24 protein-coding genes are annotated in these 25,327 nt (G+C 69.7%); 15 read left to right on the forward strand and 9 right to left on the reverse strand.

All coding sequences use genetic code 11. The features are described from left to right. The first annotated feature begins 39 nt into the window (after positions 1–39). Positions 40–498, forward strand: a complete 459-nt coding sequence (locus STARVERO_RS09535; RefSeq protein WP_144342256.1) for a MaoC family dehydratase — start codon at positions 40–42, stop codon at positions 496–498. A gap of 9 nt (positions 499–507) precedes the next feature. Then, positions 508–984 (forward strand): MaoC family dehydratase, encoded by a 477-nt coding sequence (locus tag STARVERO_RS09540; protein WP_144342255.1) that lies wholly within the window; start codon positions 508–510, stop codon positions 982–984. 81 nt (positions 985–1,065) lie between these two features. On the opposite strand, the gene STARVERO_RS23770 is transcribed toward STARVERO_RS09540, so the two are convergent. From STARVERO_RS23770 to petA, 3 genes are read right to left on the reverse strand one after another with little or no spacing between them, the layout of a single operon-like run. Then, positions 1,066–1,917: a cytochrome c1 gene (locus tag STARVERO_RS23770; protein WP_144342253.1), complete on the reverse strand. Its 852-nt coding sequence runs from the start codon at positions 1,915–1,917 to the stop codon at positions 1,066–1,068. Between the two features lie 10 nt (positions 1,918–1,927). Next, complete coding sequence (locus tag STARVERO_RS23775; protein WP_144342252.1) at positions 1,928–3,202, reverse strand: cytochrome b; 1,275 nt, start codon at positions 3,200–3,202, stop codon at positions 1,928–1,930. A gap of 23 nt (positions 3,203–3,225) precedes the next feature. Continuing rightward, positions 3,226–3,813: a ubiquinol-cytochrome c reductase iron-sulfur subunit gene (gene petA, locus STARVERO_RS09555; RefSeq protein WP_186291878.1), complete on the reverse strand. Its 588-nt coding sequence runs from the start codon at positions 3,811–3,813 to the stop codon at positions 3,226–3,228. Between the two features lie 261 nt (positions 3,814–4,074). On the opposite strand from petA, the gene STARVERO_RS09560 reads away from it, so the two are divergent. Further along, on the forward strand, positions 4,075–4,536 hold the full coding sequence (locus STARVERO_RS09560; RefSeq protein ID WP_159598667.1) for a tRNA (cytidine(34)-2'-O)-methyltransferase: 462 nt from the start codon (positions 4,075–4,077) through the stop codon (positions 4,534–4,536). Positions 4,537–4,539: 3 nt separating this feature from the next. Here the strand turns inward: STARVERO_RS09560 and STARVERO_RS09565 are convergent, their stop codons facing one another. Next, complete coding sequence (locus STARVERO_RS09565) at positions 4,540–6,399, reverse strand: ABC transporter ATP-binding protein (RefSeq protein ID WP_159598668.1); 1,860 nt, start codon at positions 6,397–6,399, stop codon at positions 4,540–4,542. A gap of 72 nt (positions 6,400–6,471) precedes the next feature. Here STARVERO_RS09565 and STARVERO_RS09570 point away from each other — a divergent pair, with 72 nt between their 5' ends. After that, positions 6,472–7,167: a VIT1/CCC1 transporter family protein gene (locus tag STARVERO_RS09570; protein ID WP_159598669.1), complete on the forward strand. Its 696-nt coding sequence runs from the start codon at positions 6,472–6,474 to the stop codon at positions 7,165–7,167. A 100-nt stretch (positions 7,168–7,267) separates the two neighbouring features. Next, on the forward strand, positions 7,268–8,161 hold the full coding sequence (hemF, locus tag STARVERO_RS09575) for an oxygen-dependent coproporphyrinogen oxidase (RefSeq protein ID WP_144342247.1): 894 nt from the start codon (positions 7,268–7,270) through the stop codon (positions 8,159–8,161). A gap of 30 nt (positions 8,162–8,191) precedes the next feature. Here hemF and STARVERO_RS09580 read toward each other — a convergent pair whose 3' ends face one another. Genes STARVERO_RS09580 through STARVERO_RS09595 form a run of 4 tightly spaced genes read right to left on the reverse strand, consistent with a single transcriptional unit; the run spans position 8,192 to position 10,909 of the window. Then, complete coding sequence (locus tag STARVERO_RS09580; protein ID WP_159598670.1) at positions 8,192–9,403, reverse strand: CCA tRNA nucleotidyltransferase; 1,212 nt, start codon at positions 9,401–9,403, stop codon at positions 8,192–8,194. Continuing rightward, the gene (locus tag STARVERO_RS09585; RefSeq protein ID WP_144342245.1) at positions 9,400–9,660 is read right to left on the reverse strand and encodes a DUF6111 family protein; all 261 of its coding nucleotides are present in this window, start codon (positions 9,658–9,660) and stop codon (positions 9,400–9,402) included. Before STARVERO_RS09585 ends, STARVERO_RS09580 begins: the two co-directional genes overlap by 4 nt. Beyond that, positions 9,660–10,325 carry a CoA pyrophosphatase gene (locus STARVERO_RS09590; protein WP_159598671.1) on the reverse strand — a complete coding sequence of 222 codons (666 nt, stop codon included), beginning with the start codon at positions 10,323–10,325 and terminating at the stop codon, positions 9,660–9,662. The genes STARVERO_RS09585 and STARVERO_RS09590 overlap by 1 nt, the downstream gene beginning before the upstream one ends. After that, a complete protein-coding gene (locus tag STARVERO_RS09595) occupies positions 10,322–10,909 on the reverse strand; it encodes a DUF1285 domain-containing protein (RefSeq protein WP_159598672.1) in 588 nt (195 codons plus the stop codon). Before STARVERO_RS09595 ends, STARVERO_RS09590 begins: the two co-directional genes overlap by 4 nt. 255 nt (positions 10,910–11,164) lie before the next feature. On the opposite strand from STARVERO_RS09595, the gene STARVERO_RS09600 reads away from it, so the two are divergent. The 4 genes from STARVERO_RS09600 to STARVERO_RS09615 all read left to right on the forward strand — a co-directional run bounded on the left by STARVERO_RS09600 (position 11,165) and on the right by STARVERO_RS09615 (position 18,180). Further along, on the forward strand, positions 11,165–12,175 hold the full coding sequence (locus tag STARVERO_RS09600; protein WP_144342242.1) for an AAA family ATPase: 1,011 nt from the start codon (positions 11,165–11,167) through the stop codon (positions 12,173–12,175). 109 nt (positions 12,176–12,284) lie between these two features. After that, positions 12,285–13,232 (forward strand): DUF58 domain-containing protein, encoded by a 948-nt coding sequence (locus tag STARVERO_RS09605; RefSeq protein WP_144342241.1) that lies wholly within the window; start codon positions 12,285–12,287, stop codon positions 13,230–13,232. Continuing rightward, complete coding sequence (locus STARVERO_RS09610) at positions 13,229–16,111, forward strand: DUF4159 domain-containing protein (RefSeq protein ID WP_144342240.1); 2,883 nt, start codon at positions 13,229–13,231, stop codon at positions 16,109–16,111. Before STARVERO_RS09605 ends, STARVERO_RS09610 begins: the two co-directional genes overlap by 4 nt. Continuing rightward, positions 16,108–18,180, forward strand: a complete 2,073-nt coding sequence (locus STARVERO_RS09615) for a hypothetical protein (protein ID WP_159598673.1) — start codon at positions 16,108–16,110, stop codon at positions 18,178–18,180. Before STARVERO_RS09610 ends, STARVERO_RS09615 begins: the two co-directional genes overlap by 4 nt. A gap of 41 nt (positions 18,181–18,221) precedes the next feature. Here STARVERO_RS09615 and STARVERO_RS09620 read toward each other — a convergent pair whose 3' ends face one another. After that, positions 18,222–18,893 (reverse strand): GntR family transcriptional regulator, encoded by a 672-nt coding sequence (locus tag STARVERO_RS09620; protein ID WP_144342238.1) that lies wholly within the window; start codon positions 18,891–18,893, stop codon positions 18,222–18,224. Positions 18,894–19,029: 136 nt separating this feature from the next. Between STARVERO_RS09620 and STARVERO_RS09625 the strand changes: the two genes are divergently transcribed. The 6 genes from STARVERO_RS09625 to STARVERO_RS09650 are packed head-to-tail and all read left to right on the forward strand — an operon-like array spanning position 19,030 to position 25,248. Next, on the forward strand, positions 19,030–19,437 hold the full coding sequence (locus STARVERO_RS09625; RefSeq protein ID WP_159598674.1) for a cobalamin B12-binding domain-containing protein: 408 nt from the start codon (positions 19,030–19,032) through the stop codon (positions 19,435–19,437). 15 nt (positions 19,438–19,452) lie between these two features. Beyond that, a complete protein-coding gene (locus STARVERO_RS09630) occupies positions 19,453–20,883 on the forward strand; it encodes a phenylacetate--CoA ligase family protein (protein WP_159598675.1) in 1,431 nt (476 codons plus the stop codon). Beyond that, positions 20,880–21,902, forward strand: coding sequence for a methylmalonyl Co-A mutase-associated GTPase MeaB (gene meaB, locus STARVERO_RS09635; RefSeq protein ID WP_159598676.1), 1,023 nt, complete (start codon positions 20,880–20,882; stop codon positions 21,900–21,902). The genes STARVERO_RS09630 and meaB overlap by 4 nt, the downstream gene beginning before the upstream one ends. Further along, complete coding sequence (locus tag STARVERO_RS09640) at positions 21,853–23,559, forward strand: methylmalonyl-CoA mutase family protein (RefSeq protein WP_200837755.1); 1,707 nt, start codon at positions 21,853–21,855, stop codon at positions 23,557–23,559. The genes meaB and STARVERO_RS09640 overlap by 50 nt, the downstream gene beginning before the upstream one ends. A gap of 8 nt (positions 23,560–23,567) precedes the next feature. After that, complete coding sequence (locus STARVERO_RS09645; RefSeq protein WP_159598677.1) at positions 23,568–24,674, forward strand: gamma carbonic anhydrase family protein; 1,107 nt, start codon at positions 23,568–23,570, stop codon at positions 24,672–24,674. Next, entirely contained in the window at positions 24,634–25,248 is a 615-nt protein-coding gene (locus tag STARVERO_RS09650) for a cob(I)yrinic acid a,c-diamide adenosyltransferase (RefSeq protein WP_159598678.1), read from the forward strand. Before STARVERO_RS09645 ends, STARVERO_RS09650 begins: the two co-directional genes overlap by 41 nt. Positions 25,249–25,327: the final 79 nt, after the last annotated feature.

Below are 25,327 nucleotides of genomic sequence, written 5' to 3' on the forward strand. Positions count from 1 at the left end.
GGGCAGCCGGCAGGCCGCCGCAGGCCGGGGTGAGCGTGCATGTGGTTCTGGGAGGACTTTCAGGAAGGCCATGTGGCGAGCTGCGGCCGCTATGTGGTCGGGCGCGAGGAGATCATAGCCTTCGCCCGCGAGTACGATCCGCTGCCGATCCATCTGGACGATGCCGCCGCCGAGGCGACCCGGCTCGGCGGCCTCTCCGCCTCCGGCTGGCATTTGTGCTGCATCCTGATGCGGCTGGCCGACGACGGCTTCCTGCTCAACAGCGACGGCCTCGGCTCGCCCGGCGTGGACGAGGTGCGCTTCCTGCGCCCCGTGCACCCCGGCACCGTGCTGAGCCTGCGCCGCGAGGTGCTGGAGACGCGCTCCTCGAAAAGCCGGCCGGAGACCGGCCTCGTGAAATTCCGCTTCGAGCTGCTGGATACGGACGGCAACGTCATGATGGACCTCGTCGGGACCGTCATGTTCGGCCGGCGCAATCCCGGCTTCCGGCCGATCTGAGGGCGCGCCATGCTGTTCTTCGAGGACATCGAGATCGGCGAGATCACGCGACTGGGCTCGCACACATTCACCGAGGCGGAGATCGTCGCCTTCGCGCGCGCCTGGGATCCGCAGCCCTTCCATCTCGACCCCCTGGCGGGCGCCCGCACGCCCTTCGGCAGCCTCGTGGCCTCGGGCTGGCAGACGGTCGCCATCGCCGCCAAGCTGCGCGCCCAAGCCTGCGCGCACCTGCACGAGACGCTCCGGCGCGAGGGGAAGAAGGTGCCGCGCATAGGCCCCTCTCCCGGCTTCAGGAACCTGCGCTGGCTGCGCCCGGTCCGCGCCGGCGACACCCTCACCTTCGAGAGCGAGGTGACGGCCAAGAAAGGCAGCGCCAGCCGCCCGGAATGGGGGCTCGTCTTCACCCACGAAACCGGCCTCGACCCGGCCGGCACGCTGGTCTTCGAGCTGACCAACTGCATCTTCGTCGAGCGGCTGGAGGCGTGAGGGAGGGAACGCCCTCGGCCCCCCAAACGAAAAGGGCCCCTCACGGGGCCCTTCGCGGTTCGTCGATCGAAGCCGTCGCGCTCAGTGCTCGACGCTCTTCCACACCTTCTTCTTGGTGAAGTAGAGCAAGCCCGCGAAGATGATCAGGAAGATCATCACCTGGAAGCCGACGCGCTTGCGCGTCTCGAGGTGCGGCTCGGCGAGCCACATCATGAAGGCGGTGACGTCGCGCGAATACTGGTCGACCGTCTGCGGCGTACCGTCGGTGTAGGTCACCTGATCGTCCGAGATCGGCTGCGGCATCTTGATGGCGTGGCCGGGGAAGAACGCGTTGTAATGCGCGCCTTCCGGCAGGTTGAAGCCCTCCGGCGGCTCCTTGTAGCCGTTCAGCAGGGCGTGGATGTAGTCCGGCCCCTGCTCCTGATACTGGCGCACGATGTCGATCAGGAAGCCGGGGAAGCCCACCTCATAGGTGCGCGCCTTGGCCAGCGTCGAGAAGTCCGGCGGGAAAGCGCCGCCGTTCGAGGCGCGCGCCGCCTGCTCGTTCGGGAAGGGCGAGGGCCAGCGGTCCGACAGGCGGCCGGGACGGTCGAACATGTCGCCGGCGTCGTTCGGCCCGTCCTGGACCTGATAGCCCTCGGCCACGGCCTTGACCTGCGCCTCGCTGAATTCCGGTCCGCCCGGCTGGGCGAGGTTGCGGAACGCCAACAGGTGCGCGGAGTGGCAGGAGGCGCAGACTTCCTTGAACACCTGGAAGCCGCGCTGGACCTGCGCCCGGTCGAACTTGCCGAACGGGCCGGCGAAGCTCCAGTCCTCGCGCGAGGGCTTGGGGGCGCCCTCGGCGGCGAGCGCCGGGACGGCGAGCCCGATGACCAGCGAGGCCACGGCGAGCGGACGGAGAAGGGAGGAACGGAAGGACATGGTGTTGCTCATGATGTTCCGCTCAACCCTTGGTCTGCGGCGCCGAGACGCCCGCGGAGGCGGGAGCCGCGCCCTTGTTCTTGCCCAGCACGGCCTCGGTGATGGAGGCCGGGATGGCCTTCGGCTTCTCGAACAGGCCGAGCAGCGGAAGGATGATCAGGAAGTGCGCGAAGTAGTAGATCGTCAGGATACGGCCGGCGATCACGTAACCGCCCTCCGCCGGCTTGGAACCGAGCCAGCCGAGGCCGATGCACACCGCCACCCAGATCCAGAAGAACTGCTTGTAGAGCGGGCGATAGGCCGCCGAGCGCACCTTGGAGGTGTCGAGCCACGGCACGAAGAACAGCACGATGATCGCGCCGAACATCGTCAGCACGCCGCCGAGCTTGTCCGGCACCGCGCGCAGCATCGCGTAGAACGGCAGGTAGTACCATTCGGGCACGATGTGGGCCGGCGTCACCAGCGGGTTGGCCGGGATGTAGTTGTCGGCGTGGCCGAGATAGTTCGGGATGTAGAACAGGAACCACGCGAAGAAGATCAGGAAGCACACCATCCCGAACCCGTCCTTGATGGTCGCGTAGGGCGTGAAGGGCACGGTGTCCTTCTCACTCTTCGGTTCGACGCCGGTCGGGTTGTTCTGGCCGACGACGTGCAGCGCCCAGACGTGCAGGACGACGACGCCCGCGATCATGAAGGGCAGCAGGTAGTGCAGCGAGAAGAAGCGGTTGAGCGTCGGGTTGTCGACCGCGAAGCCGCCCCACAGCCACTCGACGATGGTCGGGCCGACCACCGGGAAGGCCGAGAACAGGTTGGTGATGACGGTGGCGCCCCAGAAGCTCATCTGGCCCCACGGCAGCACGTAGCCCATGAAGGCGGTGGCCATCATCAGCAGGTAGATGATGCAGCCGAGGATCCACAGCACCTCGCGCGGGGCCTTGTAGGACCCGTAATAGAGGCCGCGGAACATGTGGATGTACACCGCGATGAAGAACATCGAGGCGCCGTTGGCGTGGATGTAGCGGATCAGCCAGCCCCAGCTGACGTCACGCATGATGTGCTCGACCGAGTCGAACGCCAGCGTCACATGCGGCGTGTAGTGCATGACCAGCACCACGCCCGACACGATCTGGCAGACCAGCATCAGCGACAGGATGCCGCCGAAGGTCCACCAGTAGTTCAGGTTGCGCGGCGTCGGGTAAGCGACGAAGGAGGAATGGATCAGGCCGACCAGCGGCAGCCGGCTCTCGAACCACTTGAGCGCCGGATTCTTCGGCTCGAACGTGGAGTGTCCGCTCATCTGTCAGTATCCCTGAACGCCGGTCAGCCGATGGAGATCTTCGTGTCGGACACGAAATGGTAGGGCGGGATCGCCAGGTTTTCCGGCGCCGGTCCACGGCGCACGCGGCCGGCCGAATCGTATTCAGAGCCGTGGCAGGGGCAGAACCAGCCGTCATATTCGCCCATGTGGCCGATCGGCACGCAGCCCAGATGCGTGCAGATGCCGATGACCACCAGCCACTTCTCGTGGCCCTCGCCTTCGGCGGCGCGGTTCTCGTCGGTCGCCAGCGCGTCAAGCGGCAGATTGGCGTTGCGCGCCACCGGATCGAGCAGGACCGAAATCTCGGTCGCCTTCGACTTGGCGATGTCGTCGGGGGTGCGGTTCCACACGAAGACCGGCTTGCCGCGCCACTTCACCGTGATCATCTGACCCTCGGCGACCTGCGACAGATCCACCTCGGTCGACGACAGCGCGAGCACCGACGCGTCGGGCTGAAGCTGGGAAACGAAGGGCCAGACCAGCGCCGCGGCACCTATGCCGCCCATGGCTCCGGTCGCCAGATAGAGGAAGTCGCGGCGCGTGGTTCCCGCCGTCTCGGTTGATGCCACGATGGTTTCCTTTCCCCTCATGCCCTGACCGCTGCCCCGACACGCCTGCGTCGGCCCGAAATTCGAGCGCCCCGCGCGAAACAGGCGTGCGAACGCAAGGCCGCGGTCGACCCTACCTTCGAGTGCCTCTAATTGCATTCGAACCGTCCCTTGTCCAGATGAACGCAGTGCGGCAGTCCGTCCTGCCCCCGGCTGTCCACCTCCCCGGCATGCGGCTCCGGTCGCCGCCGGCGCGCCCATCGGCTAGGGAAGGATCGAAGCCCCGGACGAGGAACGGATCGGATGCCCCTGGCGCTCGCGCTCTACGAGCCGGACATCGCGCAGAACGCGGGCACGCTGGCGCGCGCCAGCGCCTGCCTCGGCGTCGGCCTGCACATCATCGAGCCGGCCGGCTTCCCGGTCGGCGACGCCGGCTTCCGGCGCGCCGGCATGGATTATCTCGACCGGGCCGCGATCACGCGCCACGCGAGCTTCGCCGCCTTCGAGGCCTGGCGCCGGGAGGAAGGCCGCCGGCTGGTCCTCTGCACCACGCGCGGCGCCAGCCCCTATACCCGCTTCGCCTTCGCTCCGGAGGACATACTGCTGCTCGGCCGCGAGAGCGCCGGCGTTCCCGAGGCGGTGCACGGATCGGCGGACGCGCGAATCGTCATCCCCCTCGCGGAAGGAACGCGCTCCCTCAACGTCGCCCTCGCCGGCGCGATGATTCTCGGCGAGGCCCTGCGGCAGACGGGCGGGTTCGCCTGATCTCTACTCCGCCGCCGCCGGTTCGTCGGCGTCGATGAAGCCGCCGGACTGGCGGTGCCACAGCCGGGCGTAGAGCCCGCCCTTGGCGACCAGCTCGGCGTGGGTGCCGCTCTCCACGACCCGCCCGTGCTCCATCACCACCAGCCGGTCCATGCGGGCGATGGTGGAGAGGCGATGGGCGATGGCGATCACCGTCTTGCCGGTCATCAGCGTGTCGAGATTGGCCTGGATCGCCGCCTCGACCTCCGAATCGAGCGCCGAGGTGGCCTCGTCCAGCACCAGGATCGGCGCGTCCTTCAGCAGCACGCGGGCGATGGCGATGCGTTGGCGCTGGCCGCCGGAGAGCTTCACACCGCGCTCGCCGACATGCGCCTCCAGCCCGACGCGGCCCTGCGGGTCGGTCAGCGTGGCGATGAAATCGGTGGCGTGGGCGCGCCGCGCCGCCTCCCAGATCGCCGCCTCGTCGGCGTCGGGCTGGCCGTAGCGGATGTTGTCGCGCACCGAACGGTGCATCAGCGAGGTGTCCTGCGTGACGACGCCGATCTTCGCGCGCAGCGTCTCCTGCGCCACGGTGGAGACGTCCTGCCCGTCGATCAGCACGCGCCCGCCCTCGGGGTCGTAGAAGCGCAGCAGCAGGCTCATCAGCGTCGACTTGCCCGCGCCCGAGGGGCCGACGAGGCCCACCCGCTCGCCCGGCCGGATGGTGAGGTTCAGGTGATCGATCACCCCCGAGCCGCGCCCGTAGTGGAAGCTGACATCGTGGAAGCGGATCTCGCCCTGCCGCACGCTCAGCGCCGGAGCGTTCGGGCGGTCGGTCACGGTGTGCGGGCGCGCGATGGTGAGGATCGCCTCCTGCACCGTGCCGACGTTCTCGAACACGCCCGTCACCACCCACATGATCCAGCCGGACATGTTGGTGATGCGGATGGCGAGGCCGGTGGAGAGCGCGATGGCGCCCAGATTGATCGCCTCGATCGACCACAGCCAGATGCCAAGCCCGCCGACGCCGCCGAGCATCAGGCTGTTCAGCATGCTCACGGTCAGCGCCATGCGGGTGATCTGGCGCTGCTGCTCCTTGAAGTCAGCATTGTGCTGCGCCATCGCCTCGCCGACGAAGGAATCCTCGCGGTCGCCATGGGCGAACAGCTTCACCGTCATCATGTTGGTGTAGCTGTCGACCACGCGGCCGGAGAGCATGGAGTTGCTCTCGGAGGTCTTCTTGGAGAGCAGCCGCACGGTCGGCACGAAGCGCGTCAGCGCGAAGATGTAGAACACGATCCACGCCACGATCGGCACCGCGAGCCGCCAGTCCGCCTCCGCGAACAGCACCACCGCGCTCACCGCATAGACGGTGACGTACCAGAGCGCGTCGATCACCTCGACCACGGAGCCGCGCAGCGCCGGCCCGGCCTGCAGCACGCGCGTGGCGATGCGCCCGGCGAAATCGCTCTGGAAATAGCCGAGCGACTGCCGCACCACCCAGCGATAGGACTGCCAGCGGATCAGGCTGCCGAAATTGGCGGTGATGGACTGGCGCACCAGCAGGTCGTGCAGCGCCTGCGAGGCCGGGCGCGCGATCACCACGACGAAGGCCATCCACAGCAGCAGGCCGCCATGATCTGCGAAGATCGACACCGGGCTGGAGGATTGCAGCAGATCGACGATCTGCCCGATATAGCGGAACAGCGACACCTCGACGATGGCGACGATGAAGGCGGCGCCCAGCGCCGCCAGGAAGACCCAGCCGCTCTGCCGCACGAAGTGCCAGTAGAACGTCATGAGTCCTTCCGGCGGCCGCGTTATGGGTACGGGCCGGAACGGATCGACGAGCTTCTCGAAGGAGGCGAAGATGCGTGAGATCATGATACCTGCGCTTGTGCCCCGACGTTGCGGCGCCAGTGTGTCAGGACAGCACGGAATCTAGGGAGAATTTCGATGCGGCCACGCCATGCCGAAAACCATTTCGTCGGCCGCGCCGGCTGGCTGCGCGCCGCCGTGCTCGGCGCCAATGACGGCATCCTGTCCACGGCGAGCCTGATCGTCGGCGTCGCGGCGGCGAATGCCGACCGGAGTGCAGTGCTGCTGGCCGGCATCGCCGGGCTGGTCGCCGGCGCCATGTCGATGGCGGCGGGCGAATATGTCTCGGTCTCCTCGCAGGCGGACACCGAGCGCGCCGACCTCGCCCGCGAGACCGCCGAACTCGCCGCGGATCCCGCCTTCGAGCATGAGGAACTGGCGCAGATCTACGAGGAGCGCGGTCTCGATCCCGCCCTGGCCAGCGAGGTCGCCCGCCAGCTGATGGCGAAGAACGCGCTGGAAACCCATGCGCGCGACGAACTCGGCATCACCGAGATCACCACCGCCCGCCCGGTGCAGGCGGCGCTGGCCTCGGCGGCGAGCTTCGCCATCGGCGCCGCCCTGCCCCTCGCCACCGTGCTGGTCGCGCCCGCCGGCAGCCTGCCGGTCGCCGTCTCCGGCGCCTCGCTGGTCTTCCTCGCCGTTCTTGGCGTGGCGGGCGCGAAAGCCGGCGGCGCCGACGCACGAAAGGCGGCCATCCGCGTTACCTTCTGGGGCGCTCTCGCCATGGCGGCGACCGCCGCCATCGGCGTGCTGTCCGGCCAGGTGGTGTGAACGTCCTGTAACGGGTCCTGAGAATCCCGGACTTCCGGCCACCGGCCGGAGCGGCTAGAAGCACGGCGCGCCATCGGCAACGCAGGATCGAGAACCCGCCATGACGACCGCTCTCCCCGCCGACATCGAAGCCCGCAAGGCCGCCGCGCGCGGCTGGTTCGAGGAACTGCGCGACCGCATCTGCGCCGCGTTCGAGGCGCTGGAGCGCGAGGCGCCGGCGTCTCTCTATCCCGGCGAGCCCGGCCGTTTCGTGCGCACGCCGTGGCAGCGCACCGACCACACCGGCGGCCCGGGCGGCGGCGGCATCATGTCGATCATGCACGGGAGGCTGTTCGAGAAGGTCGGCGTCCACTGCTCGACGGTCCATGGCGAGTTCGCCCCGGAATTCCGCAAGCAGATTCCCGGCGCCGAGGAAGACCCGCGCTTCCATGCCACCGGCATCTCGCTCATCGCCCACATGACCAACCCGCATGTGCCGGCCGTGCACATGAACACGCGCTTCGTCGTCACCACCAAGGCCTGGTTCGGCGGCGGCGCGGACCTGACCCCGGTGCTGGAAGCCCGCCGCACGCAGGACGACCCCGACGCCGTCGCCTTCCACGCCGCCATGCGCGGCGCCTGCGAAGGCCGCCTTCAGGTCGACTATGCCCGCTACAAGGCGTGGTGCGACGAGTATTTCTACCTTCCCCACCGCAAGGAACCGCGCGGCATCGGCGGCATCTTCTACGACTGGCTGGATTCGGGCGACCGCGACGCCGACTTCCACTTCACGAAGGCAGTCGGCCTCGCCTTCCTCGACATCTATCCGCGCCTCGTGCGCGCCAATCTCGACAAGCCCTGGACCGACGCCGAGCGTGAGGAACAGCTCATCCGCCGCGGCCGTTATGTCGAGTTCAACCTGCTCTACGACCGCGGCACCCTGTTCGGGCTGAAGACGGGAGGGAACGTCGATTCCATCCTCTCCTCCATGCCGCCCGTGGTGAAGTGGCCGTAGAGGAGGCCGCGCATCCGACGGCGGCAGGCGCTAGCCCATGGCCTCGCCGATGATGGCCTGCAACGCGCCGGGCTCCATCGGAAACCCCGCGTCGATCCACGCTTCCTCGGCCCGCTTCAGGGCGGCGCCGAGCGCGGGGCCCGGCGTCCGCCCGCGCGCGATGAAATCCGCCGCCTTCAGCGGGAAGACCGGCAGCGGCCAACCGGCGGCAAGGATGGCGAGGTCGCGCCAGCCCGCATCGTCGAGCGCGGCGCCGGAGCGGGCGAAGGCGATCAGCGCGCGGTCCTGAAACGCCTCGCGCCCCATGCGGTAGAGAAACGCCTTCTGCCCCTTCTCGCACATGGCCGGCGCCGGCGCGGGGCCGGCCAGCGCGGCAAGCCGCTCCGCCTCGGCATTGGACAGCCGCAGCCCCTCGCGCAGCGCGTCGGCGTCCTCCTCGCCGCGCACCGCCAGCGCGCCGAGCCGGCGCACCGCGTCCGGCGCCATGCCGAGCGCCGTCTCGACCTCGGTGAGACGGGAGAAGGTCGCCACGTCCCCCGGCCGCCCGAGCACCGGCGCGAGCAGGCCGGCGGCGTCCATCTGCGCCAGCGTCTCCGCCGCGCGCGGGGCGACGATGAGCTTCATCATTTCCGCCCGCACCCGCTCGCGCGAGAGCCGGCCGAGCCCGTCCCGGTTGCGCACCGCTGCCGCCAGCGCCGCCGCGTCGAGCGGCCCCTGGCCGTAGGCGGCATGGAAGCGGAACAGCCGCAGGATGCGCAGATAATCCTCGCGGATGCGCACGTCGGGATCGCCGATGAAGCGCACCCGCCCCGCCTTGGCGTCGGCCGCCCCGTCCACGAGGTCGACAAGCTCGCCGGCGCGGGTGAGGTAGAGCGCGTTCATGGTGAAGTCGCGCCGCCCGGCGTCGTGCGCCCAGCTCCGGCCGAAGACCACGCGCGCCCGGCGCCCGTCGGTCTCCACATCCTCGCGCAGCGTCGTCACCTCGTAGGGTTCGCCCTCCGCGATCACCGTCACCGTGCCGTGCTCGATGCCGGTCGGCACCGGCTTCAGCCCCGCCGCCACGGCCCGGCGCGTCACCTCTTCCGGCAGAGCGGTGGTGGCGATGTCGACGTCGGAGCGCACCCCGCGCCCGGTCAGCCAGTCGCGCACCGCGCCACCGACGATCCGCGCCTCCTCGCCGTCGTGGTCGAGCGCGTCGAGCACGCGGGCGAGCCCCGGCCGCCCCTCCAGAAGCGGGTTCATTCGATATGCCCCGGCACCAGCACCCCGTCCTGCCAGCTCGGCGGCACATAGCGGCCGGTGGTCGGCCCGCGCCCCGTCGCCTCGATGAAATAGAGGCTCGCCGCCACCAGCAGCACCGCCACTACGGCGCAACCGATCAGCGCCCGCAGCGACCAGCCGGCGAGGAAGGAATCCACCTTGCGGCCATAGCGCAGATACAGCGCGAAGGCGGCGAAGGGCAGCAGGAACAGCGCGATCTCGGCGAGGATGCGGGCCATCAGGCGTACACCCGCTCATAGAGGCTGCGCAGGATGCCGGCGGTGATGCCCCAGATACGGCGCTTCTCATAGGTCATGGCGTGGAAGGTGCGCATCAGCCCCAGCCATTCCCGGCTCTCCTGCCGGTGGTTATCCGGGCTCATGAGGAAGTCGAGCGGCACCTCGAAGGCCTCGTCCACCTCGCCGGGATTGAGGGTGAGGCCGAATTCCGGCTTCACGATGCCGACGACCGGCACGATGCGGTAGCCGGTGCGCGAGAGATAGGCGTCGAGATAGCCGACGGGCGAGACCAGCTCGCGCGCCAGCCCCACCTCCTCCTCCGCCTCGCGCAGCGCCGCGTCCAGCGGGCCGGCATCGGTCGGATCGATCTTGCCGCCGGGAAAGGCGATCTGCCCCGCATGGCTCGGCAGATGCGGGGAGCGCAGCGTGAGCAGCACGCTCGGCCGCTCGCGCGCCACCACCGGCACCAGCACCGCCGCGCCGCGCACCGGCATCGCGTCGACCATCGCGCGGAATTCCGGCGTCAGCTCATGGTCGCCGCGCGGCGCCTCACCGGTCAGGTCCGGCTCGTGAAGCAGCCGGGTTCGCGCCCGGGCGAGGAAATCGTCGAGCGTGAGAGGCATGGCCGATTCGGGAGAAGGGGCGGGTTGCGGCACGGCGGTCATCGGCTCTCTTTCACGGTCTCGGCGGCGGCGAGCGGAAAGAATGCCCCGCCCGAAGCGACGCCGAACACGGCGCGCCCCTCGACCTCCCTTTCCTCGGCCCGCTCGGCGAGGTCGAGGAATACCGCGCGGGTCAGCCGCGCCCACAGGCCGCGACGCACATATATATAGGGACGCGGCTCGCCGTCCGCCCGCGTCTCGATGCGCAGCGGATGCTCGGCGTCCAGCGGCACGAGATCGTCGAGATTGGTGCGGAAGACAAGGCGCGGCCCACCCTCCCCCTCCTCCGCCGCCATGTCGACGGCGAGGAAAGGCGCATCCTCCACTCGGATGCCCAGCTTCTCCACCGGCGTGACCAGCACGTAGCGCTCGCCCTCGCGCGTGAGCACCGAGGCGAACAGGCGCACCAGCGCCGGCCGGGGGATCGGGCGGCCCTCGTGGTGCCACACGCCCTCGCGGTCGATGGCGATGTCGATTTCGCCACAATCGGGCGGATTCCAGCGCTCGATCGGCGGCAGCGCCCGTTTCACACCGTTTCCGACCGCGCGCATCAATTCGTCAAATCGGCCGGAAGTCTCTGAATTCATGACAAAATCCGTGTCACACATACGCAATCGCGCAGTCGTGATCCCCCGCCCGATAGTCGACGCGGTTCCAAGATAGCGTAAGCTCGCCCTTACGAAAGCCTGCGTCGGCCCTCCCGGTCCAGCCTCAGACGGTACGGGAGTGCGTGCATTGCAACGATCGATATCGCAGCGCACCATAGCCGGCAGGGATCACGACGACGGGGCGTTGAATACGGGTCGCCCGCCTACGGAACTCGGGGATTGCAGGAGAACGGCATGACGTCTGCCACCGGCGAGAATTTCGAATCCCTCGACGACATGATCATCCGCTCGGCGGAATCGACCGCGGCCAATGTGCGTGCCGCCCGCGCCGGCATCGGCGCGGTGATCTTCGGCCAGGAGGCCGTGGTCGAGCGCACCCTGATCACCATCCTCTCTGGCGGCCATGGCCTGCTGGTCGGCGTGCCCGGCCTCGCCAAGACCAAGCTGGTGGAAACGCTCGGCGTGGTGCTCGGCCTCGACGCCCGCCGCGTGCAGTTCACCCCGGACCTGATGCCCTCCGACATCCTCGGCGCCGAGGTGCTGGAGGAGAGCGCGGGTGGGCGCCGTTCCTTCCGCTTCATTCCCGGCCCGGTCTTCGCCCAGCTTCTCATGGCGGACGAGATCAACCGCGCCTCCCCGCGCACCCAGTCGGCGCTGCTGCAATCCATGCAGGAAGGCCATGTGACAGTCGCCGGCGTGCGCCACGACCTGCCCAAGCCCTTCCATGTGCTGGCCACACAGAACCCACTGGAACAGGAAGGCACCTATCCGCTGCCCGAAGCCCAGCTCGACCGCTTCATCATGGAAATCGACGTCGACTATCCCGACCGCGACGCCGAGCGGAAGATCCTGTTCGACACCACCAGCGCCGAGGAGACCAAGCCTCGCGCGGTGATGACCGCCGAGGAGCTCACCGCCGCCCAGCGGCTGGTGCGCCGCCTTCCCGTCGGCGAATCCGTGGTCGAGGCCATCCTCAACCTCGTGCGCTCGGCCCGTCCGGGCCCGGACGCCGGCGAACTCGGCAAGTTCATCGCCTGGGGTCCCGGCCCGCGCGCCTCGCAGTCCCTGATGCTCGCCGTGCGTGCCCGCGCGCTGCTCGACGGACGCTATGCGCCCTCGATCGACGACGTGGTGGCGCTGGCCGAGCCGATCCTCAAGCACCGCATGGCGCTCACCTTCGCGGCCCGCGCGGATGGCGAGACCGTGCCCGGCATCATCGCCAAGCTGGCCAAGCGTATCGGCTGATCCCATATCAGCCCGGCCTTCATTCCAGCCGTGTGGCTGGAGGATTGCATTGCCTTCTGGGACGGCCCGGAGCCGGCACAGCGGGACGACGTGACGAGGACCTGATCGGGTGGAGTTCGACGCCGATACAGCCGTGCGAAGCGCAGCGCAGGACGCGGCGGGCCTGGTGGCCGCCATGCCCCGTCTCGTGCTGGAGGCGCGCCGGATCGCGGCCAGCGTCTATCACGGCCTGCACGGGCGCCGCCGCGCCGGCACCGGCGAGAACTTCTGGCAGTACCGGCGCTTCATGGACGGCGAGCCTTCCGCCCGCGTCGACTGGCGCCGCTCGGCCCGCGACGACCATCTCTATGTGCGCGAGCGGGAATGGGAAGCCGCCCACACGGTGTGGATCTGGCCGGACCTGTCCTCCTCCATGGTCTTCGCCTCGCCGCTCGTCTGGGAAACCAAGCGTGACCGCGCCCTCATCGTCGCCTTCGCCCTCGCGGAGCTGCTGGTGCGCGGCGGCGAGCGCGTCGGCATTCCCGGGGTCATGCGCCCGTCCGCCTCGCGCCGCATCGTCGAGAAGATGGCCGAGGCGCTGGTCCACGCGCCCAGCCTGCCGTCGAGCCTGCCCCCGGCCTTCTCGCCCTCGCCCCTCGCCGAGGTGGTGCTGCTGAGCGATCTGTGGAGCCCGACGCGCGAGATCGTCGCCAGCCTCGCCGGCCTTTCCGCCTCCGGCGCGCACGGCCATGTCGTGCAGATCTGCGATCCGGCGGAGGAGACCTTCCCCTTCTCCGGTCGCGTCGAATTCCGCGAGCCCGAGAGCGGCACCACGCTGACCATCGGCCGCGCCGAGACGGTGCGCGAGGAATACGTCGCCCGCGTCGCCACCCACCGCGCCACCATCCGCCGCGAGGCCGAGCGCCGTACCTGGAGCTTCCTCATCCACCGCACCGACCGTCCCGCCAGTGAGCTGCTGCTGGCCCTGCATGCCCGCATGAGCGGCGGCCACGGCGCCGTGCCGCCGAACGAGGGCACGCACGAGACGGGACGCGATGAATCGGGGCACGCCGCATGACGGGTTTCCTCGGCCTGCCCCTCGCCTTCACCACGCCGCTGCTGCTGGCCGCCCTCGCCGGCCTGCCGCTGCTGTGGTTCCTGCTGCGGCTGGTGCCGCCGCGCCCGCGCCGCGTCTCCTTCGCCCCCACGCGCCTCCTCCTCGACATCCCGCCCAAGGAGGAGACCCCGGCGCGCACGCCCTGGTGGCTCACCGCGCTGCGCCTGCTGCTCGCCGCGATCATCATCTTCGCCGCCGCCGGCCCGATCTGGAACCCGCCGGTCGCCGGCCCGGCCTCCTCCGGCCCGGTCGTGCTGCTCATCGATTCCGGCTGGCCGGCCGCCGCCACCTGGTCGGCCCGCCGTGCCAGCGCCGAGGGCGTGGTGGCCGATGCCGATCTCGAAGGGCGCGGCATCATCCTCGTTCCCACCGGCGAGCCGCCGCTGGAGCCGCGCGTGATGGCGCCGAACGAGGCGCGCGAGCGCCTGCGCACCCTCGCGCCGGTGCCGCACATGCCGGACCGGGCCCCGGCACTCGCCAGCCTGCGCAAGGCGCTGGCCGCCGCACCGGAAGCCTCCGTCGTCTATCTCTCGGACGGCGTGGCCTTGGAGGGCGTCGCCGGCGTGCCAGCCGACATCGCGAGCGCGGTCGGCGACCGTCCGCTCACCACATTGGTCTCCGGCGTCGCCGAACCGCTGGCGCTCACCGCCGCCGACAACGCCGTCGATGCGCTCACGGTGAAGGTGGTGCGGGCCGACCGCGACACGCTCGCCCGCTCCGGCACGGTGCGCGCGCTCGACCTGCGCGGCCTGCCTCTCGGCGATGCGCCCTTCGGCTTCGAGCCCGGCGCGAAGGAGACCGAAGCCCGCTTCGACCTGCCGGTGGAGATCCGCAACGAGGTCGCCCGCCTCGAAATCGTCGACGAGGAATCCGCCGGCGCCGTCCAGCTGCTCGACAAGCGCTGGCGCCGGCGCACGGTCGGCGTCGTCTCCGGCGCCACGGCGGACCAGCGCCAGCCGCTGCTCGCCCCGTCCTATTATCTCACCCGCGCGCTCGGCCCCTTCGCCGACATCCGCACCGCGGACGGTGCCGGCACCAGCGAGGCGGTGGACCGCTTCATCGAGCAGAAGCTCCCCGTCATCATCCTCTCCGACATCGGCACGCTGCCGCCGGAGACGCATGAACGCCTCACCCGCTGGATCGAGGGCGGCGGCGTTCTCATCCGCTTCGCCGGCCCGCGCCTCGCCAATGGTTCGGACGACCTCGTGCCGGTCACGCTGCGACGGGGCGGGCGCGTGCTCGGCGGTTCGCTCTCCTGGGAGCAGCCGCAGTCGCTGGGCGGCTTCTCGGCCGAAGGGCCGTTCCGCGACGTGGCCGTGCCGAACGACGTCACCGTCGAGCGGCAGGTCCTCGCCGAGCCGGACGGCCTACTCGCCTCGCGCACCTGGGCGACGCTGTCGGACGGCACGCCCCTCGTCACCGGGGAGCGGCGCGGCGCCGGCACGCTGGTGCTGTTCCACGTCACCGCCGACACCTCCTGGTCGAACCTGCCGATCTCCGGCGCCTTCGTCGACATGCTGCGCCGGGTGGTGGCGCTCGGCGGCGCCAGCGCGGCCGAGATCGCCGCCGACCAGAGCGGCGCGAACGCGACCACCGGCGAGACCGTCGCCCCGAGCCGCCTGCTGGACGGCTTCGGCGCCTTCCGCCCCACCATGCCCACCGCCAAGGCGATCCCGGTCGGCTTCAACGGCCGGGCCAGCGCCGACCATCCGCCGGGCTTCTACGGCCCGCCGGAAGGGCTGGTGGCGGTCAACGCCCTGTTGCCGCGCGACCGGCTCGCCGCGCTCGACTTGTCCGGCCTCGGCCGCGTCGAGCCCTATCGCGACGTCACGCCGCGCGACCTGCGCGCCCCGCTGCTGCTGGCGCTGCTCGCCCTGCTGCTCGTCGATGCCATGATCGTGTTCCTGCTCGCCGGCGGCTTCTCCCGCCTCACCGCCCGCCGCGCCGCGAGCGCGTCCGCCCTGCTGCTGGCCGTCGGCCTCGCCGCGGCGCTGCCGCTCGACCGGGCCGGCGCGCAGACGGCGGCCCCGGCCACGCCACCCGCGAGCGCCGCCGCCCCGGCCGACAAGCCGATGACGCAGGCGCAGACCGACTTTGCCATCCAGGCCACCAACGCCACCCGCCTCGCCTATGTCGTCACCGGCGACGCCGAGACCGACGCCGTCAGCCGCGCCGGGCTGAAGGGGCTGACCTCCTTCCTCGGCGAACGCACCGCGCTGGAGGCCGGCGAGCCGATGGGCGTCGACATCGCCCGCGACGAGCTCTCCTTCTTCCCGCTCATCTACTGGCCCATCGTGCCCGGCGCCGCCCGGCCGAGCCAGGAGACGCTGGCGCGCATCGATGCCTTCATGAAGCAGGGCGGCACCATCATCTTCGACACGCGCGACGCTGAGACCACGATGCCCGGCTCGAACGGCGCCGGCACGCCCGCCAACGACACGCTGCGCACCATCCTCTCCGGCCTCGACGTCCCCGAGCTGGAGCCGGTGCCGCGCGATCACGTGCTCACCAAGGCGTTCTACCTGCTGCGCGACTTCCCCGGCCGCTTCAACGGCGGAACCACCTGGGTGGAGGCCCTGCCGGCCGCCGCGGAGGGCGAGGAGCGCCCGGCCCGCGCCGGCGACGGCGTCTCGCCCGTGGTCATCACCTCCAACGACCTCGCCGGCGCCTGGGCACTCGACGATGACGGCCAGCCCATGCTGCCCGTCTCCGGCGGCGGCCAGCGCCAGCGCGAGCTCGCTTTCCGCGCCGGCGCCAATCTCGTGATGTACGTCCTCACCGGCAACTACAAGGCCGATCAGGTGCACGTGCCCGCGCTGCTCGAGAGGCTCGGACAATGAATCTCGGCTTGGCCTTCGATCCGCTCATCCCGCTGCCCTGGCTCATCGCCGCCGCCGTTCTGGCCGGTGCCGTGGCGCTGCTCGTCCTCGTCTCGCGCACCCGCGGCTCGCTGCTGCGCGCGCTCGCCATCGCGCTCGCCGTGCTGGCGCTCGCCAATCCCTCGCTGACGCAGGAAGAGCGCGAACCGCTCTCCACGGTCGTCGCCGTCGTCGTCGACCGGAGCGCCAGCCAGGAATTCGGCGACCGCACGCAGATGACCGAAGCCGCCCGCGCCGAGCTGGAGACCCGCCTCGCCCGCCTGAAGGAGCAGGGCGCCGAAATCCGCTTCATCGATGCCGGCGGCGGTGCCGGCGAGGTGGACGGCACGCGCCTGTTCACCGCGCTCTCGGCGGGTCTCGCGGATGTGCCGCCCGAGCGCGTGGCCGGCGCCATCTTCCTCACCGACGGGCGCGTGCACGACATTCCCGCCACCATCGCCGCGCTCGGCTTCCGCGCGCCGGTGCACGCCATCGTCTCCGGCCATGAGGGCGAGCGCGACCGCCGCGTGGCGCTCACCTCCACGCCGCGCTTCGGCATCGTCGGCCAGCGCCAGACGGTCGGCTACCGCGTCGAGGACGAGGGCGCCCCGGCCGGCGCGCGCGTCTCCGTCACCGTGCGGCGCGACGGTGAGGTCGTGGCGAGCCCCATCGTCACCGCCGGCCAGCCGGCCACCGTCGAGGTCGAGATCACCCATGCGGGGGCCAACATCGTCGAGATCGAGGCCGCCGGCCTCGACGGCGAGCTGACCCCGGTCAACAACCGCGCCGCGGTCTCCATCGACGGCGTGCGCGACAAGCTGCGCGTGCTGCTGGTCTCCGGCGAGCCGCATGTGGGCGAGCGCACCTGGCGCAACCTGCTGAAGTCCGACGCCAATGTGGACCTCGTGCATTTCACCATCCTGCGCCCGCCGGAGAAGCAGGACGGCACGCCGATCAACGAGCTGTCGCTCATCGCCTTCCCGACGCGCGAGCTGTTTCAGCAGAAGATCAAGGACTTCGACCTGATCATCTTCGACCGCTACGCCCAGCAGGGCGTGCTGCCGATGATCTATTTCGACAACATCGTGCGCTACGTCGAGGAAGGCGGCGCGCTGCTGGTCGCCGCCGGCACCGACTACATCTCCGACGGCTCGGTCTATTACACGCCGCTCGATTCCATCCTGCCGGCCGCGCCCACCGGCCAGATGACGGAGACGCCCTACCGAGCGCATCTCACCGAGGCCGGCCAACGCCATCCCGTCACCCGCGCCCTCCCCGGCTCGCAGAGCGATCCCCCGGCCTGGTCGCGCTTCTTCCGCGTCATCGACACCCAGAACCCGCGCGGCACCAGCGTGATGGACGGGCCGGACGGCAAGCCCGTGGTGCTGCTCGACCGCGTCGGCGAGGGCCGCGTCGCGCTGCTGCTGTCCGATCATTTCTGGCTCTGGGCGCGCGGCTTCGAAGGTGGCGGCCCGCATATCGACCTGCTGCGCCGCCTGTCGCACTGGCTGATGAAGGAGCCCGACCTCGAGGAGGAACGCCTGCGCATGAGCGCCCATGGCGGCGACCTCGTGGTCGAGCGCCAGACCATGGGCGATTCCGCCCCGCCCGTGACCGTCACCACCCCCACCGGCGCCACCCGTCAGGTGACGCTGGAATCGGCCGCGCCCGGCCTGTTCCGCGCCACCTTCCCGGCCGACACGCTCGGCCTCTGGCGCGCCACCGACGGCACCCATACGGCTCTCGTCAATGTCGGCCCGCTCAATCCGCGCGAATTCTCCGAGGTCACGTCGACCACGCAGGCGCTGCGCCCGACGGTCGAGGCGACGGGCGGCGGCGTCTGGCGCATGGCGGACCTTTCCGGCGGTGTCCCGCGCGTCGTCGCGGTGCGCTCGGGCGAACGCTTCGCCGGCGATGACTGGATGGGCCTTGCCATGCGCGACGTCTCGGTGGTGCGCGGCCTCGGCCTGTTCCCCCTCTTCGCGGGGCTGTCGGGCCTGCTTATCCTGCTCGCCGGCGTCGCCGCCGCCTGGGCACGCGAAGGCCGGTAGGCCGCCGCGCCGGCACAGGGAAGACCACGGGCCCTCCCCTTTCACTCGGTGGAAGCGCTCGGGGTCTCGGCCGGCTTTTCAACCCGCTCATAGGCCTCGATCAGGTGCCGGCGCATCAGCTCGGCCGCGCCTTCGGCATCGCCGCGGATCATGGCTTCCAAGATCCGCCCGTGCTCCTGCCAGACGCTGATCGACATTCCCGGATAGCGCAGCACCTGCCCCATGGCCCGGCGCAGATGGCGCCAGTGCAGGCGCATCGTCTCGCCGACGATGGGATTGCCGGACAGGTCGTAGATGAAGGAATGGAAGTCCATGTCGGCCTGCAGGCCGGCGCGGGCATCCCCGGCCACGACCATGTTGCGGCCATGCTCGATCAGTGAGCGGCCGCGCAGGATCGCCTGCTTGGTCAGCCGTGGCGTCGCCAGCCGGACGGCGAGAGGCTCCACGGCCGAGCGAAACTGATAGATCGCCTCGAAGAACGCAGCGTCGACTGGCGTCACGATCAGGCCGCGCCGGCCCGACTGGGCGAGGAACCCCTGCGCCTTGAGCACGACCAGCGCATGCGTCACCGGCTGCCGGGAGACCTTCAGGCGCGCCGCGATGTCTTCCTGCGTCAGCCGCTCGCCGGGCTTGAACGTCCCGTCGCTGAGGGCGTCGAGGATCACCTCATAGGCTTGATCGACCAGGCTTTTCGGCGCTTCCAGGGACTCCAAGCCCGCATCCTCCGCAAGAATCGTGTTGCCACGCAGCAATATGGCGACCGCTTGACAGGGCCACAAGCCATCTGCACTCTGCGTTCGGAGTTCTGAATTCAGAGTTCGATAAGAAACTCGACAAGGGAGGACTGAGGTGACGCAGCCCATCCGTGTGCTTCTCGCGAAGGTTGGCCTCGATGGCCATGATCGCGGCGTGAAGGTGGTGGCCCGAACCCTGCGCGACGCGGGCATGGACGTCATCTATTCCGGCCTGCACCGCACGCCCGAGGAGGTCGTGACCGCCGCGATCCAGGAAGATGTGGACGTGCTCGGCGTAAGCCTGCTCTCCGGCGTCCAGCTCACCGTCTTCCCGAAGATCTTCCAGCTGCTCGCCAGCAAGGGCGCCGAGGACATGATCGTCGTCGCCGGCGGCGTGATGCCGGACGAGGATGTCGTCGAGATCAAGAGGATGGGAGTGCGGGAGGTCCTGCTGCAGGACACGCCGCCGGACGAGATCGTGCAGACGCTGACCCGTCTCGTCGCCGAGCGCGGCGAGCGGTGAGAGGGAGGGCACGCCATGGAATCCTGGTCCTTCCCGCCCTCCTACGACGCCTCCTATCTCCCCCCGGCCGACAGCCGCTACTGGTTCCGGCAGCGCGAGACCATGCCGCCCGGTGATCGCGAGAAGGCGATACTGGAGCGGCTGCGCATCGTCTGCCGCTATGCCTATGACCACTCGCCCTTCTACCGCCGCCGCTGGAACGAGGCCGGTTTCCATCCCGACCAGCTGCGCTCGCTGGAGGATTTCGAGGACCGGGTCCCGGTCGTCACCAAGAAGGAGCTGAGGGAATCGCAGGCGATGTCGCCGCCCTTCGGCGACTATCTCTGCATCCCCGACGCCGAGGTCTTCCACATCCACGGGACCAGCGGCACCACCGGACGCCCCACCGCCTTCGCCATCGGCCGCAACGATTGGATCGCCATCGCCAATGCCCATGCCCGCATCATGTGGGCGATGGGCATGCGGCCGGGCGACATGATCTGCATCGCCGCGATCCTCAGCCTCTACATGGGAAGCTGGGGCGCTCTGTCGGGCGCCGAACGCCTCGGGGCCAAGGCGTTCCCGTTCGGCGCCGGCGCTCCGGGAATGACCATACGCTGCGCGCAATGGCTCGACACCATGAAGCCGGCGGGCTTCTACGGCACGCCCACCTACGCGCTGCATCTCGCCCAGGCCGCCCGCGACGAGGGCCTCAACCCGCGGGAGTTCGGCCTCAAATACATGTTCTTCTCCGGCGAGCCGGGGGCATCCATCCCCGGCGTGCGCGACCGCATCGCCGATCTCTTCGGCGCCAGGGTGTTCGACTGCGGCTCGATGGCCGAAATGACCCCGTGGATGAACGTCGCCGGCTCGGCCGAGACCGAGGGCATGCTCTGCTGGCAGGACATCGTCTACACCGAGGTCTGCGATCCCGCGACGATGCGGCGCGTCCCCTACGGTCAGCGCGGCACGCCCGTCTACACCCATCTGGAGCGGACCTCGCAGCCGATGATCCGCCTCGCCTCCGGCGACCTGACGCTCTGGCAGGACGGGCCGAACCCATGCGGGCGCACCTATCCGCGCCTCCCGCACGGGATCTTCGGCCGGATCGACGACATGTTCACTATCCGCGGCGAGAACGTCTATCCCAGCGAGATCGACGCCGCACTCAACCAGACGCCCGGCTATGGCGGCGAGCACCAGATCGTCATCACCCGCGAAGCCGCGATGGACGAGCTGCTGCTGCGGGTCGAGGCGGATGAGGGCACCTTCGCCAGCGGCGAGCTGGAGCGCTTCCGCGCCGACGTCAGCCACCGCATCCAGAAGCTGCTTGGGCTTCGCACAAGGGCCGAGATCGTCGCCAAGGGCACCCTGCCGCGCACCGATTTCAAGGCGCGCCGCGTCACCGACGACCGCTCCGTCTTCCGCGAGATGTACGCCCAGATCGAGGCGGAGAGCGGCGCATGAGCCGCTATGTCCCCTCGAGCGAGCTGGTGGAGCGCGCCGCGCGCGGCGAGGTGCCGGCCATCGGCCGCCTGATATCGCGCGCCGAAGCCGGCATGCCGGAAGCGCGGGGGGCGCTGGCCACGATCTACCGGCGCGCCGGCCGCGCTCATGTCATCGGCCTGACCGGCGTTCCCGGCAGTGGCAAGTCCACCCTCGTCGCTGCGCTCACCGCGCGCCTGCGCACGCAGGGCCTGAAGGTCGGCATCGTCGCGGTCGACCCGTCGAGCCCCTATTCGGGCGGCGCCATCCTCGGCGACCGCATCCGCATGTCGGACCTCGTCAACGACCCCGGCGTCTACATCCGCAGCATGGCGACGCGCGGGGCGATGGGCGGGCTGGCGCGGGCGACGCTCGACGCCGTCGACATCCTCGATCTCGGCGGCTTCGACACCATCATCATCGAGACCGTCGGCGTTGGCCAGGACGAGGTCGAGATCGCCAAGGCGTCCCACACCACCGTCGTCGTCTCGGCGCCGGGGCTGGGCGACGAGATCCAGGCCATCAAGGCCGGCATGCTGGAAATCGCCGACATCCACGTCGTGTCGAAATGCGACCGCAGCGACGCCAACCGTACGCTGGTCGACATCAAGCAGATGCTGACGCTCGGCGCGGCGACGTCGGCGAAGCCGGAATGGCAGACGCCGGTCGTCGGCGTCAGCTCCTATACGGGCGACGGCTTCGACGCACTCACCCGCGCCATCGACAGGCACCGGGACGTGGCGTTCGGCACGGCGAGCGGCAGCCGGCGGCAATTGGCGATCGCCCGCTTCCGGCTGGAGAAGACGGCGGAAAACCTGCTCGTCGAGCGCTTCGCCAGGGCCGCCGTGACCCGCGCACCGGCGCTGGCGGAACGCCTCCGGCGCCGCGACGCCGACCCCTACTCGCTAGCCAATGAACTGCTTGCCGCGTCGTTTGAACGAGGATCGGCCCATGAACGAGACCATCACCGCCCGCCCCATTTCGCAGAAGACCATTGGTGAGCTTCGCGCCGAGGAACGGGACTGGGAGGCGAACGAGGTCGCGCAGTTCCTGCGCAAGCAGGCGGAGCGTCGGAGCGACTTCTTCACGCTCGGCGACATCCCGGTCAAGCGCGCCTATACCGCCGCCGACCTCGCCGATACGCCGGTCGAGGATATCGGCCTGCCCGGCCGCTACCCGTTCACCCGTGGCCCCTATCCCACCATGTACCGCTCGCGGACCTGGACCATGCGCCAGATCGCCGGCTTCGGCACCGGCGAGGACACCAACAAGCGCTTCAAATACCTGATCGCGCAGGGCCAGACGGGCATCTCGACCGATTTCGATATGCCGACCCTGATGGGCTACGATTCCGACCATCCGATGAGCGAGGGCGAGGTCGGCCGCGAAGGCGTGGCGATCGACACGCTGGCCGACATGGAGGCGCTGTTCGACGGCATCGATCTGGAGAAGATCTCCGTCTCCATGACGATCAATCCGTCGGCCTGGATCCTGCTCGCCATGTACATCGTGCTCGCCGAGAAGCGCGGCTACGACCTCAACAAGCTCTCGGGGACGATCCAGGCCGATATCCTCAAGGAGTACATGGCGCAGAAGGAATACGTCTTCCCCATCGCGCCGTCGGTGCGGATCGTCCGCGACTGCATCACCTACTGCGCCCGGAACATGAAGCGGTACAACCCGATCAACATCTCGGGCTACCACATCTCGGAGGCCGGCTCCTCGCCGCTGCACGAGGCCGCCTTCACCCTCGCCAACCTGATCGTCTACGTCGAGGAAGTGCTCAAGACCGGCATGCAGGTGGATGAGTTCGCCCCCCGGCTCGCCTTCTTCTTCGTCTGCCAGGCGGACTTCTTCGAGGAGATCGCCAAGTTCCGCGCCCTGCGGCGCTGCTACGCCAAGATCATGAAGGAGCGTTTCGGGGCGCAGAACCCGGAATCCATGCGCCTGCGCTTCCATTGCCAGACCGCGGCGGCCTCGCTGACCAAGCCGCAATACATGGTCAATGTCGTGCGCACCGCCATGCAGGCGCTCGCCGCCGCGCTGGGCGGCACCCAGTCGCTGCACACCAACGGCTATGACGAGGCCTTCGCGATCCCCACCGAGGACGCGATGCGCATGGCGCTGCGCACCCAGCAGGTGATCGCCGAGGAGACCAACGTCACGCAGGTCGTCGATCCGCTGGGCGGCTCCTATTACGTGGAGTCGCTGACCACCGAATATGAGAAGCGGATCTTCGACATTCTCGATGAGGTCGAGGAGCGCGGCGGCACGCTCAAGCTCATCCAGGAGGGCTGGTTCCAGCGCCACATCGCCGACTTCGCCTATGAGACCGCCCTGCGCAAGCAGTCCGGCGAGAAGCCCGTCATCGGCGTCAACTGCTTCGTCGACGACACGCCCGATCCCGTCATTCACACTCATCCCTACGACCAGACGACGGCGACCCGCCAGATCGCCCGGACACAGCGCGTGCGCAGCGAGCGCGATCCGGTGAAGTTCGACCTGCTGCTGCAGCAGCTCGTCGAGACGGCCCGGGACCCGTCGCAGAACATCATGCCGATCACGATCGAGCTGGTCCGCGCCGGGGCGACGATGGGAGACATCATCGAGACGCTGAAGGGCGTGTGGGGCACCTATCGCGAAACGCCGGTGTTCTGAGCGGCACCATGGCGAGCGAACTCCTCCTGCGGGCCGCCCCCTTCATCCTTCCCTTCGGGGAAATCTGGCCGCGCTTCGCCGCTGAGCCCCGCCTGTGCGGTGCTGACGCGAGCGTTCTCGGCCGGGTGACTCTCGGCGCGCGGGCCATGCTCGGCGCCGGGACGGTCATTCGCGCCGACGGGCATTTCGTGCGGATCGGCGACGATTTTCACCTCGGGAAGGTGTCGACCGTCCATATCGCCCACGAGGTCTATCCCGCGATCATCGGCGACAGGGTGGCCGTGGGGCGCGATGCCGTCATCCACGCCTGCACGGTCGGCAATGACTGCGTGATCGAGGACAAGGTGGTGGTTCTCGACGGCTCCGTGGTGGAGGACGGCGTCCTCATCGAGGCCGGCTCCATCGTCTTCCCGCGCTCGACGCTGAAGAGCGGCTTCGCCTATGCCGGAAGCCCGGCCAAGCCGGTCCGCGAACTGGCGCCGGGCGAGCTGGAACAGCGGGCGCGGCTCCTTCGCGAAGCCGCGGCCGCCTCTCCGTTCACGGCCGCGGCCGGAGAAGCAGGCGAGGCCGGAAACCTCCATCCCCACGCCTTCGTCGCGCAGACGGCCCGCCTCGCCGGCGCGGTCGAACTCGGCGCCGGTTCCGGCGTCTTCTTCGGCTGCCGGCTCGATGCCGCCGGGACGGCGATCTCCATCGGCGCCAACACCAACGTTCAGGACAACACCCGCATCGACGCCGCCGAAGGCACCGTCGTCATCGGCCCGGACACCACCATCGGCCATAACGTCAACATTCGGGCGGGCCGCATCGGCGCGCGCGCCCTGATCGGCATCGGCGCTGATCTCGCGGCCGGTACCGTCGTCGACGACGACGTGCTGCTGGCCGCCGGCTCTGCGACCACCCCGCAACAGCAGCTCGAAGGCGGCTGGCTCTGGGGCGGGCACCCGGCGCGTCCGCTCTCGCGGCTCGACGATACGAGGCGCGCCGCCATGCAGGACATCGTCCATCAATACCGCGCCTATGGGGCGGCCTATCGCGCCGCGCAGGATCGCCCGACACAACAGGGAGGGTCGAATGGGACATCGCCTATCGCGGATCGTCACCCGCACCGGTGATCAGGGCCAGACCGGCCTCGGTTCCGGCTTGAGGGTCGACAAGGACAGCCCGCCGATCGAGACGCTGGGCGCCATCGACGAGCTGAACAGCTGGATCGGCGTCCTGGTCGCGCTGTCGAGCTCGCCGGCCACGCGGGAGGTCTTCACGCTGGTGCAGCACGATCTCTTCGATCTCGGCGCGCAGATCAGCGTGCCCGGTACCCCGCTCCTGTCGCGCGCGCACCTCTCGCGCATCGAGGCGGCCTTCGAACAGGCGAATGCCGGACTGGGCATGCTGGAGGAATTCATACTCCCCGGCGGGGCGCCTTCATCCGCCTTCGCCCATGTTGCCCGCACCGTATGCCGGCGGGCCGAGCGGCGGCTGTTCAGCCTCGCGCAGATCGAGCACAGCGTGCCGGAACTGTACGAGGCCGGCGGCGCGGCGTCGCCGCCCGAGAATTTCGGCCTGTCCTATCTCAATCGGCTGTCCGACCTGCTGTTCATCGTCGCGCGTCTCGAAAACCGCGCGGATGGCCGCCCCGACGTTCTGTGGGAGCGCGGAAAGAGCCTGAACAGCGGGGGGGTCGCGGCTTGAGCCGCCACGCCTCTTTGGAGGCGAACTCGTTCCACGCCCGCGACCGGGGCCGGGATCGGGGAAAAGCCCCCGCTCTCCC

The organism is Starkeya nomas, from assembly GCF_902703545.1.
Classification (GTDB): Bacteria; Pseudomonadota; Alphaproteobacteria; order Rhizobiales; family Xanthobacteraceae; genus Ancylobacter; species Ancylobacter moscoviensis.

Coding starts and splice junctions, on each gene's coding strand:
- STARVERO_RS09560 (WP_159598667.1), top strand. CDS start 4,075: ATGCCCCTGGCGCTCGCGCTCTACGAGCCGGACATCGCGCAGAACGCG.
- STARVERO_RS09650 (WP_159598678.1), top strand. CDS start 24,634: ATGGGACATCGCCTATCGCGGATCGTCACCCGCACCGGTGATCAGGGC.
- STARVERO_RS09570 (WP_159598669.1), top strand. CDS start 6,472: ATGCGGCCACGCCATGCCGAAAACCATTTCGTCGGCCGCGCCGGCTGG.
- STARVERO_RS09645 (WP_159598677.1), top strand. CDS start 23,568: ATGGCGAGCGAACTCCTCCTGCGGGCCGCCCCCTTCATCCTTCCCTTC.
- STARVERO_RS09610 (WP_144342240.1), top strand. CDS start 13,229: ATGACGGGTTTCCTCGGCCTGCCCCTCGCCTTCACCACGCCGCTGCTG.
- STARVERO_RS09565 (WP_159598668.1), bottom strand. CDS start 6,399: ATGATCTCACGCATCTTCGCCTCCTTCGAGAAGCTCGTCGATCCGTTC.
- STARVERO_RS09640 (WP_200837755.1), top strand. CDS start 21,853: ATGAACGAGACCATCACCGCCCGCCCCATTTCGCAGAAGACCATTGGT.
- STARVERO_RS09580 (WP_159598670.1), bottom strand. CDS start 9,403: ATGAACCCGCTTCTGGAGGGGCGGCCGGGGCTCGCCCGCGTGCTCGAC.
- STARVERO_RS09630 (WP_159598675.1), top strand. CDS start 19,453: ATGGAATCCTGGTCCTTCCCGCCCTCCTACGACGCCTCCTATCTCCCC.
- hemF (WP_144342247.1), top strand. CDS start 7,268: ATGACGACCGCTCTCCCCGCCGACATCGAAGCCCGCAAGGCCGCCGCG.
- STARVERO_RS09540 (WP_144342255.1), top strand. CDS start 508: ATGCTGTTCTTCGAGGACATCGAGATCGGCGAGATCACGCGACTGGGC.
- STARVERO_RS09585 (WP_144342245.1), bottom strand. CDS start 9,660: ATGGCCCGCATCCTCGCCGAGATCGCGCTGTTCCTGCTGCCCTTCGCC.
- petA (WP_186291878.1), bottom strand. CDS start 3,813: ATGAGGGGAAAGGAAACCATCGTGGCATCAACCGAGACGGCGGGAACC.
- STARVERO_RS09590 (WP_159598671.1), bottom strand. CDS start 10,325: ATGACCGCCGTGCCGCAACCCGCCCCTTCTCCCGAATCGGCCATGCCT.
- STARVERO_RS09600 (WP_144342242.1), top strand. CDS start 11,165: ATGACGTCTGCCACCGGCGAGAATTTCGAATCCCTCGACGACATGATC.
- STARVERO_RS09615 (WP_159598673.1), top strand. CDS start 16,108: ATGAATCTCGGCTTGGCCTTCGATCCGCTCATCCCGCTGCCCTGGCTC.
- meaB (WP_159598676.1), top strand. CDS start 20,880: ATGAGCCGCTATGTCCCCTCGAGCGAGCTGGTGGAGCGCGCCGCGCGC.
- STARVERO_RS09595 (WP_159598672.1), bottom strand. CDS start 10,909: ATGAATTCAGAGACTTCCGGCCGATTTGACGAATTGATGCGCGCGGTC.
- STARVERO_RS09535 (WP_144342256.1), top strand. CDS start 40: ATGTGGTTCTGGGAGGACTTTCAGGAAGGCCATGTGGCGAGCTGCGGC.
- STARVERO_RS23770 (WP_144342253.1), bottom strand. CDS start 1,917: ATGAGCAACACCATGTCCTTCCGTTCCTCCCTTCTCCGTCCGCTCGCC.
- STARVERO_RS23775 (WP_144342252.1), bottom strand. CDS start 3,202: ATGAGCGGACACTCCACGTTCGAGCCGAAGAATCCGGCGCTCAAGTGG.